Source organism: Arthrobacter sp. 754 (genome assembly GCF_040548695.1).
GTDB lineage: Bacteria > Actinomycetota > Actinomycetes > Actinomycetales > Micrococcaceae > Arthrobacter.
Genome location: NZ_JBEPSC010000001.1, coordinates 340,933 through 359,058 on the forward strand (window position 1 = coordinate 340,933; position 18,126 = coordinate 359,058).

General features: G+C 67.0%; 17 protein-coding genes and 1 pseudogene. 3 read left to right on the forward strand and 15 right to left on the reverse strand.

All coding sequences use genetic code 11. The features are described from left to right. Positions 1–56: 56 nt before the first annotated feature. Positions 57–1,085, reverse strand: a complete 1,029-nt coding sequence (locus ABIA70_RS01650) for a 3'-5' exonuclease (RefSeq protein ID WP_354145876.1) — start codon at positions 1,083–1,085, stop codon at positions 57–59. A gap of 68 nt (positions 1,086–1,153) precedes the next feature. On the opposite strand from ABIA70_RS01650, the gene ABIA70_RS01655 reads away from it, so the two are divergent. After that, positions 1,154–1,927 (forward strand): VTT domain-containing protein, encoded by a 774-nt coding sequence (locus ABIA70_RS01655; RefSeq protein WP_354146567.1) that lies wholly within the window; start codon positions 1,154–1,156, stop codon positions 1,925–1,927. A 123-nt stretch (positions 1,928–2,050) separates the two neighbouring features. Here ABIA70_RS01655 and rdgB read toward each other — a convergent pair whose 3' ends face one another. The 6 genes from rdgB to clpS form a co-directional block, all read right to left on the reverse strand. Further along, positions 2,051–2,707, reverse strand: a complete 657-nt coding sequence (gene rdgB, locus ABIA70_RS01660; protein ID WP_354145877.1) for an RdgB/HAM1 family non-canonical purine NTP pyrophosphatase — start codon at positions 2,705–2,707, stop codon at positions 2,051–2,053. Between the two features lie 41 nt (positions 2,708–2,748). After that, positions 2,749–3,507 (reverse strand): ribonuclease PH, encoded by a 759-nt coding sequence (rph, locus tag ABIA70_RS01665; RefSeq protein ID WP_354145878.1) that lies wholly within the window; start codon positions 3,505–3,507, stop codon positions 2,749–2,751. Positions 3,508–3,536: 29 nt separating this feature from the next. Next, positions 3,537–4,334: an MBL fold metallo-hydrolase gene (locus tag ABIA70_RS01670; protein WP_354145879.1), complete on the reverse strand. Its 798-nt coding sequence runs from the start codon at positions 4,332–4,334 to the stop codon at positions 3,537–3,539. Further along, a complete protein-coding gene (murI, locus tag ABIA70_RS01675; protein WP_354146568.1) occupies positions 4,331–5,335 on the reverse strand; it encodes a glutamate racemase in 1,005 nt (334 codons plus the stop codon). Before murI ends, ABIA70_RS01670 begins: the two co-directional genes overlap by 4 nt. 125 nt (positions 5,336–5,460) lie before the next feature. Next, on the reverse strand, positions 5,461–6,027 hold the full coding sequence (locus tag ABIA70_RS01680) for a DUF2017 domain-containing protein (RefSeq protein ID WP_354145880.1): 567 nt from the start codon (positions 6,025–6,027) through the stop codon (positions 5,461–5,463). After that, positions 6,020–6,415 (reverse strand): ATP-dependent Clp protease adapter ClpS, encoded by a 396-nt coding sequence (gene clpS / locus ABIA70_RS01685; protein ID WP_354145881.1) that lies wholly within the window; start codon positions 6,413–6,415, stop codon positions 6,020–6,022. Before clpS ends, ABIA70_RS01680 begins: the two co-directional genes overlap by 8 nt. 155 nt (positions 6,416–6,570) lie before the next feature. Between clpS and ABIA70_RS01690 the strand changes: the two genes are divergently transcribed. Together ABIA70_RS01690 and ABIA70_RS01695 are read left to right on the forward strand one after the other, a co-directional pair. Further along, entirely contained in the window at positions 6,571–7,899 is a 1,329-nt protein-coding gene (locus ABIA70_RS01690; protein WP_354145882.1) for a nicotinate phosphoribosyltransferase, read from the forward strand. After that, the gene (locus tag ABIA70_RS01695) at positions 7,899–8,537 is read left to right on the forward strand and encodes an isochorismatase family protein (RefSeq protein ID WP_354145883.1); all 639 of its coding nucleotides are present in this window, start codon (positions 7,899–7,901) and stop codon (positions 8,535–8,537) included. The genes ABIA70_RS01690 and ABIA70_RS01695 overlap by 1 nt, the downstream gene beginning before the upstream one ends. 56 nt (positions 8,538–8,593) lie before the next feature. On the opposite strand, the gene ABIA70_RS01700 is transcribed toward ABIA70_RS01695, so the two are convergent. From ABIA70_RS01700 to ABIA70_RS01735, 8 genes and pseudogenes are all read right to left on the reverse strand, one after another. Further along, on the reverse strand, positions 8,594–10,375 hold the full coding sequence (locus ABIA70_RS01700; protein WP_354145884.1) for a DEAD/DEAH box helicase: 1,782 nt from the start codon (positions 10,373–10,375) through the stop codon (positions 8,594–8,596). Next, the gene (locus ABIA70_RS01705) at positions 10,375–10,716 is read right to left on the reverse strand and encodes a DUF3039 domain-containing protein (protein ID WP_354145885.1); all 342 of its coding nucleotides are present in this window, start codon (positions 10,714–10,716) and stop codon (positions 10,375–10,377) included. The genes ABIA70_RS01700 and ABIA70_RS01705 overlap by 1 nt, the downstream gene beginning before the upstream one ends. Before the next feature lie 51 nt (positions 10,717–10,767). Further along, positions 10,768–11,547 (reverse strand): glucosamine-6-phosphate deaminase, encoded by a 780-nt coding sequence (gene nagB, locus ABIA70_RS01710; protein ID WP_354145886.1) that lies wholly within the window; start codon positions 11,545–11,547, stop codon positions 10,768–10,770. A gap of 27 nt (positions 11,548–11,574) precedes the next feature. Next, the gene (locus ABIA70_RS01715; RefSeq protein ID WP_354145887.1) at positions 11,575–13,146 is read right to left on the reverse strand and encodes a transporter; all 1,572 of its coding nucleotides are present in this window, start codon (positions 13,144–13,146) and stop codon (positions 11,575–11,577) included. Then, positions 13,128–13,922, reverse strand: coding sequence for an ABC transporter ATP-binding protein (locus ABIA70_RS01720; RefSeq protein ID WP_354145888.1), 795 nt, complete (start codon positions 13,920–13,922; stop codon positions 13,128–13,130). Before ABIA70_RS01720 ends, ABIA70_RS01715 begins: the two co-directional genes overlap by 19 nt. Before the next feature lie 60 nt (positions 13,923–13,982). Further along, positions 13,983–15,079, reverse strand: a pseudogene (locus ABIA70_RS01725) (NADH:flavin oxidoreductase/NADH oxidase). Further along, on the reverse strand, positions 15,079–16,080 hold the full coding sequence (locus ABIA70_RS01730) for a tetratricopeptide repeat protein (protein ID WP_354145889.1): 1,002 nt from the start codon (positions 16,078–16,080) through the stop codon (positions 15,079–15,081). The pseudogene ABIA70_RS01725 and the gene ABIA70_RS01730 overlap by 1 nt, the downstream one beginning before the upstream one ends. A 66-nt stretch (positions 16,081–16,146) precedes the next feature. Continuing rightward, on the reverse strand, positions 16,147–17,856 hold the full coding sequence (locus ABIA70_RS01735) for a DUF8094 domain-containing protein (RefSeq protein ID WP_354145891.1): 1,710 nt from the start codon (positions 17,854–17,856) through the stop codon (positions 16,147–16,149). Positions 17,857–18,126: the final 270 nt, after the last annotated feature.

The window sequence follows — 18,126 nt, forward strand, 5'->3', positions numbered from 1 at the left end:
CCGCATGAACCCGGCGGCCCCTTTTGCCCTGGTATTCGAAGAGCGGGCAACCAGGGCTACTGGGTAAAAGCGGTTCCCGCCAGCGGCGCGTAGCCGCCCACCATCTGAAGAAACTCGCCTTCGGAGAGGACCTCTATGGCCTGGCCGCGATCGTGCAGCTCCAGGACGCGCCGTGCCTTGCCGGTCAGCCTCCCGGAACGGAGGTCCGCGGCCACAAACCCGTCTCCCACCACCAGCACCGTGGTCCGCGCCGTCACGCGGCTTTCCGGCCGGGCACCCAGCTCTGCGGACCGCACTTTTGCTTCCGGCCGTGCCATGGCGAGCTCGCCGGTAAAGACGACAGTCTGGCCGTACAGCGGGTGGGACCGCTCGGCGTCGGCATTGGGCACAGGGTTGGCACCCTCCTCCGGCCAGCCTGACAGGAACGGCCGGACCAGCGCCGCACCGTTGCCACTGGCCGACACCCCCGAAACGGCGGTCAGGCTGGCCTTGGAGAGGGCATCACGTGCCGGGTCAAACGCATGCTGACGCGGCAGTTCAAGGCCCAGCGACAGGTACAGCTCGGCGATGCTGTTGGCGTTGTTACGCGCTGCGATGTCAATCAGGATGCCGGCGCACGCGCGGGCATCCTCCGCGGCGTCGTGGTGGTTGACCAGCGGAACTCCTGCTTCCTCGGCGGCGAACGGCAGGGAGTTGGAGACCAGCGAATAGCAGCGCCGGGACAGCATCACGGTGCAGACGTAGTCGTAGGCCGGGCCGGGCAGGCCGGAGACCTCGAGCCCGGACCGGATCACACCGAGGTCAAAGGCGGCGTTGTGCGCGGCCAGGACGTCGCCTCCGATGAACGCGCCGATCTCCGGAAACAGCTCGCCGAACCGCGGAAGGCCCGCTACGTCCTCGGACCTGATGCCATGGATCCGGACGTTGTGGTATTCGAAGTGGTCGTGGCCCGACGGCGGCCGCATCAGCCAGGATGCCTCGTCCACGACGCGTCCGCCACGGACCTTCGTCAGGCCCACCGCGCACGGTGAACCGCGGAAGCCGTTGGCCGTCTCGAAGTCGATCGCCGTAAAGTCCAAACCCACGGCCCATACTTTACCTTCGAACCCGGCCCGGACCTGTCAAGTACCCTTGAGTGGTGAACTTCCTTGCGATCAGTGACTTTGCCGTGCCCTTGCTGGGCGGAGCAGGACCGGTCCAGCCGCAGCTGGCCTCCTTCCTCCCCGACTGGCTGAACCCCCAGGTCTTCCTGGCCGATCCTGCACTCGCGCCCTGGGTGGTGCTGCTGGTGTGCGGGATCGTCTTTGCCGAGACCGGCCTGCTGGTGGGGTTCTTCCTGCCTGGCGATTCGATGCTGTTCACGGCCGGACTCCTGGTCGCCACCGACACCATCAAATTCAACGTCTGGCTGCTGGCGCTGCTGATCGTCATTGCGGCTATCGTCGGCAACCAGACCGGCTACCTGATCGGGTCCAAGGCCGGCCCGGCAATCTTCAACAAGCCGAACTCCAGGCTTTTCAAGCGTGAGAACGTTGAAAGCGCGCACGCCTTCTTCGAAAAGCATGGGGGCAAAGCCCTGATCCTGGCCCGCTTCGTCCCGATCATCCGGACCTTCGTGCCCGTGATTGTGGGCGTGGCCCAGATGAGCAAGCGAAAGTTCTTCCTGTACAACGTCATTGGCGCCGTGCTCTGGGGCGGCGGCGTGACGCTCCTCGGGTACCTCCTGGGCGACCGCGTGCCGTGGGTGCGCGAGAACCTCGACATCATCTTCATCGCCATCGTCCTCGTCTCAGTGATTCCCATTGGCATTGAGCTCCTCCGCGCGCTTTCCGCCAAGCGCCAGGCTGCCGCCTTCGGCACCGACGCCGTCGACGAATTCATTGAGGAACACGCTCCCGTCGAGGAGCGCAAGACCAACCTGGACTAGGCAAGTCCGCAAACACGTGAGGGGCCCTGCGATGCAGGGCCCCTCACATGTTTAAGCCAGGCAGCGTTCAAGTCCGGCGGCGCCATCGGTCCGGAGGCCACCGGAACCTACCGAAGCCCACGACTACTGCCGGCCGAGGGCCTCGACGATGGCCGGCACCAGGGCCCGGAAGGCCTTCCCGCGGTGGCTGATCGCGTTCTTTTCCTCCGACGACAGCTCGGCACAGCTGCGGCTCTCCCCCAGCGGCTGCAGGATGGGGTCGTAGCCAAAGCCGCCTTCACCGCGTGGTTCCCTCAGCAGGATTCCCTCAAGCTGGCCGTACTCGACCACTTCGCGGCCACCGTCATCTGACCCCGGAACAGCCAGGGCCGCGGCGCACACAAACGCCGCTCCGCGGTGGCCGTCCGGCACATCGGAGAGCTGGTCCAGGAGGAGCCTCAGGTTGGCGGCATCGTCACCGTGCCTGCCTGCCCATCGCGCAGAAAAAATCCCCGGAGCTCCGCCCAGGACATCAACTGCCAGCCCCGAGTCGTCGGCGATCGCCACCAGGCCCGTCGCCTCGGCGACAGCGCGGGCCTTCAGCAGCGAGTTCTCGGCAAACGTCACGCCGGTTTCGACGACGTCCGGCCCACCCGCCGCGGCGGCATCCACCACCTGAGTGTCGACGTCGAGCCCTGGGATCTGTCCGCGCAGGAGGTCCCGAAGCTCCCTGAGCTTGCCCTGGTTGTGCGTGGCCAAGACAAGGCGGGGCGCGTCAGCTGTGCCAGGAGCAACATCCATACGGCCGGCGTCCACGCGGCCGGCATTCACAGGACCGGTAGTCACAGGACGTCGGCGAGGGTTTCCCGCTGGATCGCAGCCAGCTGGGTGGTGCCAAGCAAGGCCAGGTCCAGCAGCTGGTTGAGCTCGTCCCGGTCAAAGGGTGCGCCCTCGGCGGTGCCCTGCACCTCAACGAACTTTCCGGAGCCGGTGACCACAACGTTCATGTCGGTCTCGGCGCGGACGTCCTCGACGTACGGCAGGTCCAGCATGGGGACGCCGTCGATGATGCCCACCGAGACGGCGGCGATGGTGTCGATCAGGGGCTGCGCGTTCCGGGCGATGAGCTTGTTGTCCCGGGCGAAGCGGATGGCATCGGCCAGCGCCACGTAGGCTCCGGTGATGGCCGCGGTGCGGGTTCCGCCGTCAGCCTGCAGGACGTCGCAGTCCAGCACAATCGTGTTCTCACCCAGTGCTTTGGTGTCGATGATGGACCGGAGCGACCGGCCGATCAGCCGGGAGATTTCGTGCGTGCGCCCGCCGATTTTTCCCCTCACGGATTCCCGGTCGGAGCGGGTGTTGGTGGCCCGGGGAAGCATGGCGTACTCGGCCGTCACCCAGCCGCGGCCCTCGCCCTTGAGCCAGCGGGGCACCCCTGCCGTGAGCGATGCGGTGCACAGGACCCTGGTGTTGCCGAATTCGATCAGGGCCGATCCCTCGGCCTGCTTGGACCATCCCCGCGTGATGCTGATGGGGCGGAGCTGGTCAGGTGCGCGGCCGTCGGCGCGTATTACGGGCACTGCAGTTGCTTCAGAAGTCATGCCTTTAGCTTATCGACTTCGCCGGCTCCCTAAATCGTGTAGTGCACCCCAGCCACGGCAACGGCGACGTCGCCGCCGAAGACCGGCCGGGCTTCAGCCATGACGGTGGTCTGTGAAGTCCAGACGGGGATGTGCGTGAGGAGGAGCCTGCGCGCTCCTGCTGCGGCCGCTGCCTCACCGGCCCGTTTGCCGGTCAGGTGGACATCCTTGATGTCATCGTCCCTGCCTTCTTCAAAAGCGGCCTCGCAGAGGAAGAGGTCAGCGTCCTTGGCCGCCTCCTCCAGCCCCGCGCAGGAATCGGTGTCGCCGGAATAGGTCAGGACGCGGGTGACCTGGCGGCCGTCCTTGTCCGGCTCGGTCACCTCGACCCTGAGTGCATAGGCCTCTTCGACGGGATGGTTCACTGCGAACGGCGTTACGGTGAACGGCCCCAGCGGCACGGATTCTCGTTCGGTCCAGTTGGTGAAGTCGAACTCCTCATGCATGCCGGGATCCAGTTCCAGCCCGTAGGCGGTGGCCATCCGGTCCGCGGTGGCCGCGGGCCCCCACACCGGGATCCTGCCGCGTCCCCAGCCGCCCGGTTTCCACCTGACCGCCACGTGCAGGCCGCACAGGTCCATGCAGTGGTCCGGGTGCAGGTGGGTGAGGAAGATGGCGTCGATGTCTTCCAGGTCCGTATAGCGCTGGATGGCGCCCAGTGCTCCGCTTCCCAGGTCCAGCACGATCTTCCACGTCCGCTCGCCGTCGCTGGCTGTCAGGAGGTAGCACGACGCCGGCGAGCCGGGACCGGGAAAGGAGCCTGTGCAGCCAACGATGGTGAGCTTCACAGGCCGGGACCTCCGGCCCTGCGGGCGCTGACGAAGTTCGAGATCCTGGGTCCGGCGGTGCGCAGGGATGCGGCGTTCCGGGCAGCTGCCACCATCTCGGGGGTGATCCGCGCCAGGCTGCCCGTGGGGTACTGGGCGGCGACATGGTCCACGTGCTGGACGGAGAGCACCTCGGGTCCGAGGAAGCGGCGTGCCAGCGCCTCGAACTGGGCGGCGTCACCTGTTGCGATGAAGTGGTGTTCGGGCGCGCTTTCCGCGGTGCGCTGGAGGTCATGGGTGACCAGCGCGCGGTAGACGTCCTTCGCCGTTTCCTCGGCGCTGGACACCAGTGTCACGTCATCGCCCATCACGAAGGAAATCACCCCGGTCAGCAGCGGATAGTGTGTGCAGCCCAGCACCACGGTGTCCACGCCGGCGGCCTTCAGGGGTGCCAGGTAATCCTCGGCCAGGGCCAGCAGCGCCGGGCCGGTGGTGATCCCTGCCTCGACGTAATTGACGAACTCCGGGCAGGCGGCAGACGTGATGGCCAGGTCCGGCGCGGCGGCAAAAGTGTCCTCGTAGGCCCGGGAACCAACGGTGGCGGACGTTCCGATGACGCCGATGCGCCCGCTGCGGGTGGCGGCGACAGCACGCCGTACGGCCGGCTGGATCACTTCGATCACGGGAATTCCGTAGCGGGCCGTATACCGCTCGCGGGCGTCCCGGAGGACAGCCGCCGACGCCGAATTGCAGGCGATGGTGAGGAGCTTGACCCCGGAGTCCACCAGTTCGTCCATCACACCCAGGGCGTTGGCGCGCACTTCCGCGATGGGGAGCGGCCCGTAGGGACCGTGGGCGGTGTCCCCCACGTACAGGATCGATTCGTTGGGCAGCTGGTCAATGATGGACCGCGCCACCGTCAGTCCGCCGACGCCCGAGTCGAAGACCCCGATGGGGCGGGAGCCCACGGCACCGGCGTTGTCGCTGGCGGCGGGCTCCGGCGCTTCCGCCACTGGATCCATGCTCGAGGCTGTTGTCATGATTATTCGAGGATAGGTCTTCCCTGAGTCCGCAGCCATCTCATTGTGGCGGCCGACTCATGTCGAATGTGTCACAGTGCGATCCACAGGGGCATCACCTGTCCGGTTCAGGCGCGCGAATCCAGCGACTGGAGCATGGCCTGGACCAGCGATTCCTGCAGCCACGTGGTGAAGTTGTACACGAGCGCGAGGTAGCTTTCGACGTCCTCCGCCTGGGACCAGTCCTGCATCAGGTGCACGTGCTCAGCATCCTCCTCGTCCCGGATGTCCAGGCGCTCAGCCAGCACGAGGCGGACATCGTTCAGGGCCATCGACCAGTGCCGTGCGCCCTCGGCGGTCAGGACCACCTCGTCCTTGTCCAGGTCCAGCGCCGCGGCGCGCAGCGCGCCGATCTTCGTTTCCCGCAGCGAGCGTTCGGTGAGCTGGCGGAACTCAAGGGACGCGCCGTCGTCGTCCTTCGCGACGTTGGGCAGAAGTCGCTTGACGGCCCTGTCGGCAGGTTCGCGGACATCCATGTCCAGCCCGATCAGCGCGGCAAGCGGATCCTGGTTTTCGCGCTCTTCCGGCTGGAGCATGGAGATGACGTCGTCGATCAGGCTGCGGAGCAGTTCCCGTTCAGCCGGTTCCAGGAAGCCGGTGATGCCTTTGAGTCCGTTCTTGAATGCTTTAGCCACGTTTTCCCTTGCCCTGTCCGGATCCGCCGGATTTCTTTGAGTTTCCGCCGTTTCCGCCGCTGGCCTTTTCCACGGTGGCCCACAACCCGAAGCCGTGCATGGCGACGGCGTGCCGCTCAACCTGTTCCTTGCTGCCGTGGGCGACGATGGACCGGCCCTTCTTGTGGACTTCCATCATCAGCTTGTTCGCTTTGGACTCGGAATAGCCGAAGTAGCTCTGGAACACGTAGCTGACATAGCTCATCAGATTTACCGGGTCATTCCAGATCACCAGGTTCCACGGGATGTCCGGGGCGGTCAGGGAATCCGCGGAGGCCTCGGTGCCGGTCCGGGTCCCCTCCCGGACCCCTTCCCGTGTATCAGGGCCGGGCGCAACGCTTATGGTCATCTGTCCATTCTATGGGGATGCTGGGCCCACGCCGGCGAGGGCCCCGCGGCGAAGCGAAGCGAGACGCGGGAGCGGGTGGGTGGGCCCACGCCGGCGAGGGCCCCGCGGCGAAGCGAAGCGAGACGTGGGAGCCGGTGGGGACTAAAGTGAATTTTGTGAGTACCCCTGCCGGCTGGGACCATCCCCGCACGTCCTTGTACACAGACCACTACGAGCTGACCATGCTGCAGGCGTCGCTGCATTCCGGCGCCGCCCACCGCAAGTCGGTGTTCGAGGCCTTTGCCAGGCGCCTGCCCGATGGCCGGCGGTACGGGATCGTGGCCGGTACCGGCCGGCTTCTCGAAGGCCTTGCCGACTTCCGGTTCGGCGAAGCGGAGCTGGACTTCCTGGGCCGGACCGGGGTGGTCAACCAGGACACGCTGGACTATCTGGCGAACTACCGGTTCTCCGGCGACATCTGGGGCTACCCGGAAGGCGAGGCGTACTTCCCCAACTCCCCCATCCTGATTGTCGAATCAACCTTCGCTGAAGCCTGCATGCTGGAGACCTACATACTCTCGGTCCTGAACCACGACAGCGCCATTGCCTCGGCCGCGTCGCGCATGATCAGCGCGGCAGGCGACCGGCCGTGCATTGAGATGGGGTCCCGGCGCACCCATGAGGAGGCGGCAACCGCCTCCGCCCGGGCCGCCGTCATCGCCGGTTTCCACAGCACTTCCAACCTTGAGGCCGGCATGCGGTACGGCATCAAGACCGTCGGCACTGCCGCGCACTCCTTCACCCTCCTGCATGACACTGAACGCGAAGCGTTCGAGGCCCAGCTCGCCTCCCTGGGGGAAGGCACCTCGCTGCTGGTGGACACGTACGACGTCGAAACAGCGGTCCGTGCGGCCGTTGAGCTGGCGGGACCGAAACTCGGGGGCGTCCGCCTCGACTCCGGCGACCTCGTCGCCCAGGCACAGTGGGTCCGCCAACTCCTGGACCAGCTCGGCAACGAGAACACGCGGATCATGGTCACCTCGGACCTCGACGAATTCGCGATCGCGGGCCTCCAGTCCGCCCCTGTCGACTCCTACGGCGTGGGCACCTCGCTGGTGACGGGCTCGGGGGCCCCCACGGCCAGCATGGTCTACAAGCTGGTCAGCCGCACCGACGACGCCGGTAACTTCGTGTCCGTGGCGAAGGCCGCCAAGAACAAAACCAGCATGGGCGGCCGCAAGTACGCGCTGCGCAAGCTCAACGAGCGCGGCATCGCCACCCAGGAAGTTGTGGGAATCGGCCACCGTCCCGATGACGACGGCAACGACCGGCCCCTCCTGCAGCAGTTCATGAAGAACGGCGAGCTTCTCCCTGGCTGGACCGGGCACGAGGGCGTGATGCGCGCACGCCAGCGCCATGCCGACACCATGGCCGAACTGCCCGCCGTGGTTAACCGACTGCAGCGCGGCGAGCCTGCCATTCCCACCATCTACGAGGAGAACTGATGTCCCGCGCCCTGATCATCGTCGACGTCCAGAACGACTTCTGCGAGGGCGGTTCGCTCGCCGTGCCCGGCGGTGCCCACGTGGCGTCGGCCATCAGTGACTACGTTGACGCCCACCACACCGAATTCGACCATATTGTTGCCACGCAGGACTGGCACATCGATCCCGGTGCGCACTTTTCCGACACCCCGGACTTCAAGGACAGCTGGCCGCGCCACTGCGTAGCGGGAACCCGGGGCGCCGAACTCCACCCGGACCTGGACACCGAATACATCCAGGCGTACTTCCAGAAGGGCCAGTTCGCCGCGGCGTATTCCGGGTTCGAAGGCCTGCTGGCGCCCGAGGATGCCGTTCCCACCGGCGAACGGCTGGCCGGTTCCCTTCCCGCCGACGCGGACGCCGGGGACTACTCGCCGGCGGATGACGCCATCGGCCTGGACGACTGGCTGCAGAGCCACGACGTCGAGGACGTGGTGGTGGTGGGGATCGCCACCGATTACTGCGTCATGGCCACCGCACTGGATGCGGTCCAGGCGGGCTACTCCGTGACGGTCATCCGCTCGCTTACTGCCGGCATCGCCGAGGACCTTGAGGATGCCGTAGCCGAAATGGAGCTCGGCGGCGTCGAAGTCAGCTGATCACTTCCGGCGGGTCATCGGCGCCCGGTCACTTCTGCCCGGTCACTTCTGGCCGGTCACTTGCGGCCGATGAACCAGTCCTGGAGCTTCCGCAGCCGCGACTGAAGCTGCTCCTCGTTGGCCTGTGCCACCGGCGGACCGCCACAAACGGTCCGGAGCTTGGTGTGCACCACGCCGTGCGGGGTCCCGGTCCGGGCAGACCAGGCAGCCACGTTCTTGGCCAGCTCGTTCCGCAGGTCCATCAGCATCCGGTGGTCGGGCATTGCAGGAGCGGCTGCCGGTTCAGCCACCGGCGAGCGCCGGTTCTTCCGGTTGAGCTGCTCGTGCTGGCGCTGCCGCAGGAGAGTGCCTACCTGCTCGGCGTCCAGGAGGCCCGGAATGCCCAGGAAATCCAGCTCATCCTCGGAGCCCACCTCTCCCCCGGTGCCGAACTCACCGCCGTCGAACAGGACGCGGTCAAAGGAAGCCTGTGAATCGAGGGCCTCAAACTTGCCCTTGGTCAGGCTGTCCGAGGCTTTGTCCTCCCGGTTGGCCTCGGCCATCAGGGAATCCTCGGGGCTGAAAAGGCCGTCGCCGTCCTCTTTTTCGGGGCGGTCCAGGGCGTGGTCCCGCTCCAGTTCCATGGAGTTGGCCAGTCCCATCAGCGCCGGCACCGACGGAAGGAACACCGAGGCGGTTTCACCCCGCTTACGGGCACGGACAAAGCGTCCCACTGCCTGGGCGAAGAACAGCGGAGTCGACGTGGACGTCGCATAGACGCCCACGGACAGCCGCGGCACATCCACGCCTTCAGAAACCATGCGGACCGCCACCATCCATCGTTTCCCGCTGGTGGTGAACTCCTCGATCTTGCTGGAGGCCTTGGCGTCGTCGGAGAGAATGACGGTTGGCGACTCCCCCGTAATCTTCTTCAACTGCCCGGCATAAGCCCTGGCATCCTCGTGGTCAGTGGCGATAACCAGGCCGCCGGCATCAGGGACGGTGCGGCGGACCTCGCTGAGGCGCTTGTCCGCTCCGGCCAGGACAGCCGGAATCCATTCGCCGGCCGGGTTCAGCGCAGTCCGCCAGGCGTGCGCCGTGATGTCCTTGGTCACAGCGGCCTCGCCGAGGGAGGCAGCCATCTCTTCCCCGGCGCTGGTGCGCCACCGCATCTGGCCGGAGTAGGCCATGAACATGACAGGCCGCACCACGTGGTCGCGCAGGGCGTTGCCGTAGCCGTAGGTGTAGTCCGCTTTGGACCGCCTGATGCCGTCACGGTCCTCGGCGTATTCCACGAAGGGAATGGGTGAGGTGTCCGAACGGAACGGCGTACCCGTCAGGGACAGCCGCCGGGCCGCGGGATCGAATGCCTCTTTCAGGCCGTCACCCCATGACAGGGCCTCGCCGCCGTGGTGGATCTCGTCAAGGATCACCAGCGTCCGGGCGGCCTCAGTCTTGGCGCGGTGCAGCATCGGCTTGCTGGCCACCTGCGCGTACGTGACGGCCACACCGACGAAGCCGCGGCCGTGCTGGCCGTCGGCGTTCTTGAAGTTCGGATCGATGGCGATGCCCACCTTGGCGGCGGCGTCGGCCCACTGCCGTTTCAGGTGATCCGTTGGCGCCACGATGGTCACGCGGTTCACCGCTCCGGCCTCGATGAGCATGGAGGCCACCCGCAGGGCGAAGGTGGTCTTGCCGGCGCCGGGGGTTGCTACCGCGAGGAAGTCCCGGGGACCGGTTCGGAAGTAGAGGTCAAGCGCTTCCTGCTGCCAGGCACGGAGTTTTTGGGCGGTTCCCCAGGCTGCGCGTTCCGGATAGGCCGGAGGCAGGGTGGGGCCGCCAAAGAGCGTCTCCGTCACTACTTGTTGTTGCCTGAGTCCCCTCCGGGACCCTTGCCGCCGTCGTTGCCCGGGCGGAGGCCGTCATAGACCTCTTTGCACATGGGGCACACCGGGAACTTCTTCGGATCCCGGCCGGGCGTCCACACCTTGCCGCACAGGGCAATGACAGGCTCGCCCGTCAGCGCGGATTCCATGATCTTTTCCTTGCGCACATAGTGCGAGAAGCGTTCCCGGTCGCCGGGCTCCACTTCCTGGCGCAGCTCTTCGCGCTCAATGGTGGCCGTGGACGTTCCAGCCCCGGAAAGCTCGCGCATCGGGTCGTTTTCGAGAGGGTCCGTCATGCTAGTCATGGCATCCATCTTAGCCTCCCCCGGCCCTGGACGTTCGACGGCGGCCGGACCGTTTCGCCCTCACAGTCCCTGCCAGGCGGGTTTGTGTTCGTACGTGTGCCGGTAGAAATCCGCCAGCTTCAGCGAGGATGCGGCAGCTTCATCCACCAGGATGGTGGCGTGCGGGTGGAACTGCAGGATCGACGCCGGGCAGAACGCCGAGACCGGACCTTCCACGAAGTCACGGACAGCCGGGGCCTTACGCGCTCCTGTGGCAACCAGGACGATATGCCGGGCTTCCATGATGGTGCCCAGCCCCTGGGTAACCACGTGGTGCGGCACCTCCGCCAGGCCGGAGAAGAACCGGGCATTGTCCCGCCGCGTCTGTTCGGTCAGGCTCTTGATGCGGGTCCGCGACGCGAGGGATGATCCAGGCTCATTGAAACCGATGTGCCCATCGGTACCCACGCCCAGCAGCTGCAGGTCCACCCCGCCCGCTGCCCGCATTGCGGCCTCATAGGACCGGCAGGCGCCGGGTAGATCCTTCGCGGCGCCGTCGGGTGTATGGACATTGTCCTCGGGAATGTTCACCCGGGTGGTGAACTCGCGCCGGATCACTTCCCGGTAGGATTCCGGGTGCCCGGGTGCCAGGCCCACGTACTCGTCCAGTGCAAAGGCGTGCGCCTGGCTAAAATCCAGGCCGCCGCTGTGGCGCCCCGCCAGTTCATCGTAGACGGGCAGGGGCGAGGACCCCGTGGCCAGGCCCAGCACTGCCTCCGGCTTCTTCCGCACCAGTTCCTCGATGGCGTCGGCGGCCAGCTTTCCCATCTGCCTGCTGCCCGGGAGGATGACGACTTCCATGGATCACGACCTTTCGTTGGGCCGGGCTCAGCGGTTCACGGTCAGCTGGGCCAGCAGTTCGGGACCGCGTGCATCGAGCCACTTGCCACCGAGCCGGATGCCTGCCGCAAACAGGGCCAGTCCCAGCATCAGGCCGACGGCCAGGTTGGCCCACCCCAGGACGGGATTGCCGGTGAGCAGCTGCGCGATGAACAGGACCACCTCGGGCAGGACCAGGAGGCCCAGGATACCCATGCCGGCGAACTGCACAGCGAGTGTCTGTCCCACATTGCCCGGGGGCTTTTTGAACGGGCTGTCGCCGGGCAACGGAACAGCAACCGTGTAGCGCGCCGACACCACGGAGGACAGCCCCAGGCCCGTGAAGAGGACCCCCAGGCTGAGGCCAAGCTGACCCGGCAACTCCGCCCAGCCGCCGGTGAAAAACGCCTGGCCCACCGCAAAGATGAGCACCACAGGCAGGGCGAAGGCGAGGCAGGCCAGCGCCCGTCCCAGCCGGTCATCCACCCCCCGCACGCCGGTGGCGACATGAAGGGCAAATGCTGTGTTGTCATAGGAGACGTCCGCCGAGATGGACCAGGCCAGGAGGAACGCTGACAGGGGTGCCGCGAACGCCAGGGACCCATAGTTGCCGGACTGGCTGCCCTGGAAGACCAGCAGAACGGGCAGCAGCGGTACCACCACCAGGGAACCCGAATAGCGGGGATCCCGCACCCAGTACGTCAGGGACCTTGCCGTCACGGCACCGGCCGGCGTTGCCGGCAGCAGCCCGAACAGACCCAGATTTCCGCCCTTTCGGCTCCCGCTTCCGGCGAACGGCGGATTGACCAGTGCCCGCTCCAGGAGCAGCTTCCAGCACCAGGCGAGGCCCGCTAAAGTGGCCACGGCAAGAACGAATTTGACGGCGGCCTCCAGGGGCCGGCCGGCGGCAACGTCGCCGCCGAGCGACCACGCCGCACCCAGGGGCGTCCAGGACAGGGTTGCCGTCAGCTCCGTGAGGAACCCCGCTGAGGCGGCTATTCCCCTGCTGACACCCGCCACAATGGGGCCCATCATGACCAAAGGGATCATGAAGGCAATGGCGCTGACGTCCTTGAAGCGGCGCGACGACGCCAGGCTGGCCGTTGCGGTGGTCACCACCCTGGACAGGACAATACAACTCATCACGCCCAGCGCAGCGCCCACCAGTGCGGCAGCTGCGGGGAGCGGGCCCCGGGCCCAGGTCCACACGGTGGCCAGGGCAACCAGCGCCGTGGCCAGGCCGGGGATGCCGATCAGCCCACCCAGTGCCAGGCCGGTCAGGAGCTGCGGCATGGGGATGGCTGACGTGGTGAACCGCGCAGGGTCCAGGGTCATGTCCACCGCCGAGGCCGCGATGGGAACAATGCCCCACCCCAGCAGGGCCGCCGACCCGCCAAGCACTACTGCCATGTGCGCAAGCTCCGGATCCGCACGGCGCAGCAGAACCAGGGCCACCACCAGCGCCCCCACCAGGCCCAGCGCGTACAGTCCACCGAACGCCATGCCCACAAGTTGCCACGGGCTGCGGCGCAGGCCGTTGCGGAGCAGGGTCAGCTTCAGCCTCAGAAGGTGCGCAACCATTCCAGGCCTTCCGTGTGGTTGCGCCCGCCCACCAGCTGAACGAATCTTTCCTCCAGCGACTGACCGGCGCGGACCTCATCCACCGTTCCTACGGCGAGCAGCCTGCCGACGGCCACCACGGCCACGTGGTCGCACATCCGCTGGACCAGATCCATGACGTGGCTGGACACGATCACCGTCCCGCCGGATGCAACGTAGCGGTCCAGGATGGCGCGGATGTTCGATGCGGAGACGGGGTCCACGGATTCGAAGGGCTCGTCCAGCACCAGGAGCCGCGGAGCGTGGATCAGCGCGGACGCGAGGGCTATCTTCTTGGTCATGCCTGCGGAGTAGTCCACCACCAGGGTCCCGGCGTCGTCGCCAAGGTCCAGTGCGGACAACAGCTCACCCACCCGGGAAGCCACCACTTCCTTGTCCATGCCCCGCAGCAGTCCGGCGTAGGTGACGAGCTGCTCGCCGGTCAGCCGGTCAAAGAGGCGCACGCCGTCAGGCAGGATGCCCATGAGCTTTTTCGCCTCCAGCGGCCTGGCCCAGACGTCAACCCCGTGCACCACCGCGGTGCCGAAGTCCGGCCGCATCAAGCCGGTGGCCATCGACAAAGTGGTGGTCTTGCCGGCGCCGTTGGGGCCCACAATGCCAAAAAACGAACCTGCCGGGACATCCAGGCTGATCCCGTCCACGGCGATTTTCCCGCCGAAACGCTTGGCGAGCCCACGGATTGACAGGGCAGGTAACGGGCCGGCGGGCGGCACCCGGTCAGGATGCGGAGCAGTCATAGAGTCAGCGTAACGCCTCGGCTCCGCGCGGGGTGAAGGGCTTATTCGCCAGCGGCGCGCCTAGAACGAATGCCGTGGGATGGCACGTTCATATTGCGGCGGCCACGCCAGCTCGTGTCCAAGTTTGAATGCGGCGCGGAGCCACCAGTGCGGATCGCGGAGCGCCGCCCTGGCGATGAACACCCCGTCGGCCTGTCCGGTTGCCACGGCATGTTCGGCCTGGTCCGCGGAGGTCAGCAGGCCCACAGTTCCGGTGGGGACATTGGCTTCCCGGCGGATCCGCTCGGAGAAGCCTGTCTGGTAACCCGGGCCGGGCCTGATGTCCTGATGGGCCACGGCGCCGCCGCTGGAAACGTCCACGAGGTCAACGCCGCGCTCGGCCGCCTGGGCGGCCAGGCGGACGGATGCCTCGATGTCGACGCCGCCCCGCGCCCAGTCGGTGGCAGAGATCCGCAGCAGCAGGGGCATGGATTCGGGGATGACGTCGCGGACCGCATCAACGACGGCGAGCATCAGCCGGTTGCGGCCTTCCTCGTCGCCGCCCCAGGAGTCAGTCCGTGTGTTGGTCAGCGGGCTCTGGAACTGGTGCAGGAGGTAGCCGTGGGCACCATGCAGCTCCACGGTGTCAAACCCGGCATCGACCGCACGGACCGCGGCTTCGGCGAAATCACCGATCACCCCGTGGATCTGTTCCCCGGTCATCCCGGCCGGTTCGGCATAGCCGTCAAATGCCGTCGGCGAGGGGCCCACCGTGGACCAGCCCCCGTCGGACTCCGGCACGCTCCCCCGTTGCCCGGAAAAGGGCCAGTACGTGGACGCCTTCCGCCGGCGTGGGCCAGCTGGACCCCGATCTTCGTGTCGGCGGCACCGTTGCGGTGCACAAAATCAGTGATCCGCTGCCAGGCTTCTGCCTGTTCGTCGTTGTAGAGCCCGGCGTCCCTGGGGCTGATCCGCCCCTGCGCATTGACGGCGGCCGCCTCGGTGAGGATAAGCGCGGCGCCGCCGGCGGCGAAGGAGCCCAGATGCATCAGGTGCCAGTCATTCGGCACTCCGGGGGCGCCGTCGGGACCGCAGCTGTACTGGCACATGGGCGAGACCCAGCCCCGGTGCTTCAGCTCCAGCGAGCGGAGCTTCAGCGGCTCAAAGAGTGCCGGCACTAGAACAGCACCCTGGCCAGCCCCTGCCGCGCCTTGCCGACACGGGGGTCGGTGGTGCCCACCACGTCGAAGAGCTCCAGGAGCCGGACGCGTGCGGTTTCCCGTTCCGGGCCGAAGTTCCGGCCGATGAAGCTGACCACGCGGTTGAAGGCATCCTCCACATGACCGCCGGCGACGTCCACGTCGGCCACGCCCAGCTGGGCCTCCAGGTTGTCGGGTTCGTTGGCGGCGAGGGTCCGGAGTGCTTCGGTGTCCTCTGCGGAGAGCGCCTGGAGCCTGGCCATCAGTTCCACCTGGGCGAGGCCGGCCTTGGCTTCGGCGTCGGCGGGCATCTCCAGCAGGGCCTGGCGGTAGGCCACCGCTGCGGCTTCGTAGTCGCCTGCCTCGATGGCGTCGAAGGCGGCCTGGTGCAGCGGCGGCAGCGGGGCAGGCTCGGCGTCCTGCTGCACTCCCCCGCCAAGGCTGCCCGTGACGCCGTTGGCTGCGGCGACTTTCAGCAGTTCATCCAGGATGGCCCTGATCTGGGGTTCCTCGGCGCCGCCCTGGAAGAGGGGAACCGGCTGGCCCTTGACTACGGCGATTGCCGTGGGGACAGCCTGGACCTGGAATGCCTGTGCGAGCTGCGGGAACGCGTCGATGTCGGCGGTGCCCAGGACCAGCCGGCCGGCAAAGCTGTTGACCACGCGTTCAAGGGTGTCCAGCATCCCGGCGGATTCGGGTGAGTAGGCGGCCCACAGCGCGATGACAACCGGAACCTGGGCAGAAAGCTCCACCAGCTCCTGGAAGTTGCTTTCGGTGACGTCGACCCTCAGCGGAGCGGGGCCGGCGTCGGGGTTCGCGGTACCGGCCTGATCGGCGGGGGCCTGCGGACCCGCGGGGGTGTTGCCGGGGACCGCGGGCGGCGCCTGCCGCTGTTTCAGTGAAGAAAGGTCGACGGCGCCACGCAGGTTAAGCAGGCTGGCAGCGGCTGGAGGGACTGGGCGGGAAGCTGGCGAACTCATGCTTTCCACTCTAGCCACTCCGGCCGCTGCCGGGTGTACTGCGTGAAGGGGTTTACCCTTTCGGCCCTACTTGAAGCTTGCCCCTACCAGTCCACGGGTGGCTGCCACCAGCTTCATGGGATCGGTGGAGCCTGCGGGCGGGACATAGACCGCCATCGACTCGGCGAAGTTCAGGACCATGCCGGTGGTGGTTTCCTTGCCGCCGGCGAGCGCCGCGGCGTCGTCACCGATGGTGAGTTTGTCGCCGGAGGCCTTGGGCGTGCCGTCGAAGCCGAAGTTAATCCGGCCCAGAACCAGCGCCCCGCCGTCGGCAGTGCGGAATACCACGGTGCTTTCCGGCACCACCTTGTGGGTGAAGGAGAAGGTGCCGTTTTCACCCGACTTGACCACCTCTGCCTGGTAGGAGAGCGTATCGGCAATGTACGGCGAGGATGCGCCTTCCAACAGCTTGTCCTTGAAGCTCGACTCGGGGTTGGCCAGGCGGTCGGCCAACCCGGCAAGGGCTTCTTCACCGCTGTAAAGCAGCCCCGACTTGTCAGCGGCGGCCAGGGTCTGCGTCCCGCTCCGGTTGATCGCCGGGAACGTTGTTCCTGGCTGCAGCGGGGTGGTCTCGGTGAGCTTGTAGTTCTCGCGCGGGGACGGCTGGACCAGGGTCAGGAGCTGCGGGACAACGTTGCCGTCGCCCTGGGTGACAGCCAGGACCGAGCGGGGCCAGCTGCGTTCACTGGTGACCACGGTGGTGAGCAGCTTCGTGGAACGGACCGGCATGCGGGCTTCATAGGTACCCACCTGGGAACGGATTTTGTAGTTCTGCGTGCGGACTTCAAGCTCCGTGCCACCGACCCGCTCAGCGAGCTTGGCCGCGTCCTTTGCGCCGTCACCGGCGTCCACGGCGCTGGAGACCTGTTCCAGGATCCGGCGGAACTGGGCGTCCAGGAGGACGGGCGAGGCCGGTGCCTCTGCGGCAGGGGATCCGGTTGCCGGAGCCGGGGCGGGTGTGGTGGCAGCACTGGCGGCGCCACCGGTTACCGCCACAACGACGGCGGTCACAGCGGCAACGGCGGCTCCACCGGAGACCATCTGCAGCTTCGAAGAGGACCGGGCTTCGGACTTCGCCCGGGCACGCTGGGCAAAACCGCTGCCCTGGCCGTCGCCTTCGCCGTCCTTCTTCCTTGCCGAGAGGATCGCCAGGGCGATGCCGGCCAGGATCAGGAGCCCGCCGAGGACCATCAGCGGGACGGCCCAGGGTGTGGCGGTGTCATTGGGGAATGTCATGGAGATCGAGGAGGGCGCAGGCTTGGTGCCGTCGGAGGCCAGCAACAGGGACCATTCCCCGTCCGCGGGCGGGGTCCAGGAGTACTCCAGTGCGCCGCTGGCGTTTTCGGTTGAAACCCACAGGTCCGATCCTGCGGGGTTCGGAACTGTTGCCTCGCCGTCCGCGTGTTCGAGCTGGAGCGATTTCTCGTCCTCGGAAACCCCCGTCACGGTGTTGTGGGCACTCTGGCCCACCCAGGCATCCACGTCATCGGGCCGGCCGGCCGCGAGCATGAAGGCGCCGTCCCCCTCGATCTTGATCTTCACCGTTCCACCGTGCAGCGTGCGCAGTTTCTGGTCGATTACGGTCAGGGGTGCCGCGGCCGCATCTGACGGGGCCGAAGCCGTGAAGGTCGGGGAGGGAGCCCAAATGGTTTTCTGGCCGATACCGGCCAGAAGTGTCAGGAGGCCGAGCAGCACGAGTGCGACTGCAGTCTTGAAACGCAAGGAAACACCTATCATCAGCGGGGGTTTACCCTCAATAGTAACCGTTTTGTTACCGGGACCCCCTTTTGGGGCCCGTCGGCGGCCCCGTCAGGTCCCGCGCAGGCCCTCCCGACCGGCCGTTCCCGCGTCTGGTACCAAGGCTGCTGATAGTGTTTGCGATGATCATCACACCGGCACGCACACGCGGCGCCACGCACGGAACGGGCCCCATAATCCAGTGACTGACAAGACGGATGAGTCCTCCGCGGCACACGAGAATCAACCGGCCGCAGGCGCCCCGCAGTC

Bases quoted from the DNA above. Each gene is read 5' to 3' on its own strand.
- rdgB (WP_354145877.1), bottom strand. From the start codon at position 2,707: ATGGATGTTGCTCCTGGCACAGCTGACGCGCCCCGCCTTGTCTTGGCC.
- rph (WP_354145878.1), bottom strand. From the start codon at position 3,507: ATGACTTCTGAAGCAACTGCAGTGCCCGTAATACGCGCCGACGGCCGC.
- murI (WP_354146568.1), bottom strand. From the start codon at position 5,335: ATGGATCCAGTGGCGGAAGCGCCGGAGCCCGCCGCCAGCGACAACGCC.
- clpS (WP_354145881.1), bottom strand. From the start codon at position 6,415: ATGACCATAAGCGTTGCGCCCGGCCCTGATACACGGGAAGGGGTCCGG.
- ABIA70_RS01695 (WP_354145883.1), top strand. From the start codon at position 7,899: ATGTCCCGCGCCCTGATCATCGTCGACGTCCAGAACGACTTCTGCGAG.
- ABIA70_RS01705 (WP_354145885.1), bottom strand. From the start codon at position 10,716: ATGGATGCCATGACTAGCATGACGGACCCTCTCGAAAACGACCCGATG.
- nagB (WP_354145886.1), bottom strand. From the start codon at position 11,547: ATGGAAGTCGTCATCCTCCCGGGCAGCAGGCAGATGGGAAAGCTGGCC.
- ABIA70_RS01715 (WP_354145887.1), bottom strand. From the start codon at position 13,146: ATGGTTGCGCACCTTCTGAGGCTGAAGCTGACCCTGCTCCGCAACGGC.
- ABIA70_RS01720 (WP_354145888.1), bottom strand. From the start codon at position 13,922: ATGACTGCTCCGCATCCTGACCGGGTGCCGCCCGCCGGCCCGTTACCT.
- ABIA70_RS01730 (WP_354145889.1), bottom strand. From the start codon at position 16,080: ATGAGTTCGCCAGCTTCCCGCCCAGTCCCTCCAGCCGCTGCCAGCCTG.
- ABIA70_RS01735 (WP_354145891.1), bottom strand. From the start codon at position 17,856: ATGATAGGTGTTTCCTTGCGTTTCAAGACTGCAGTCGCACTCGTGCTG.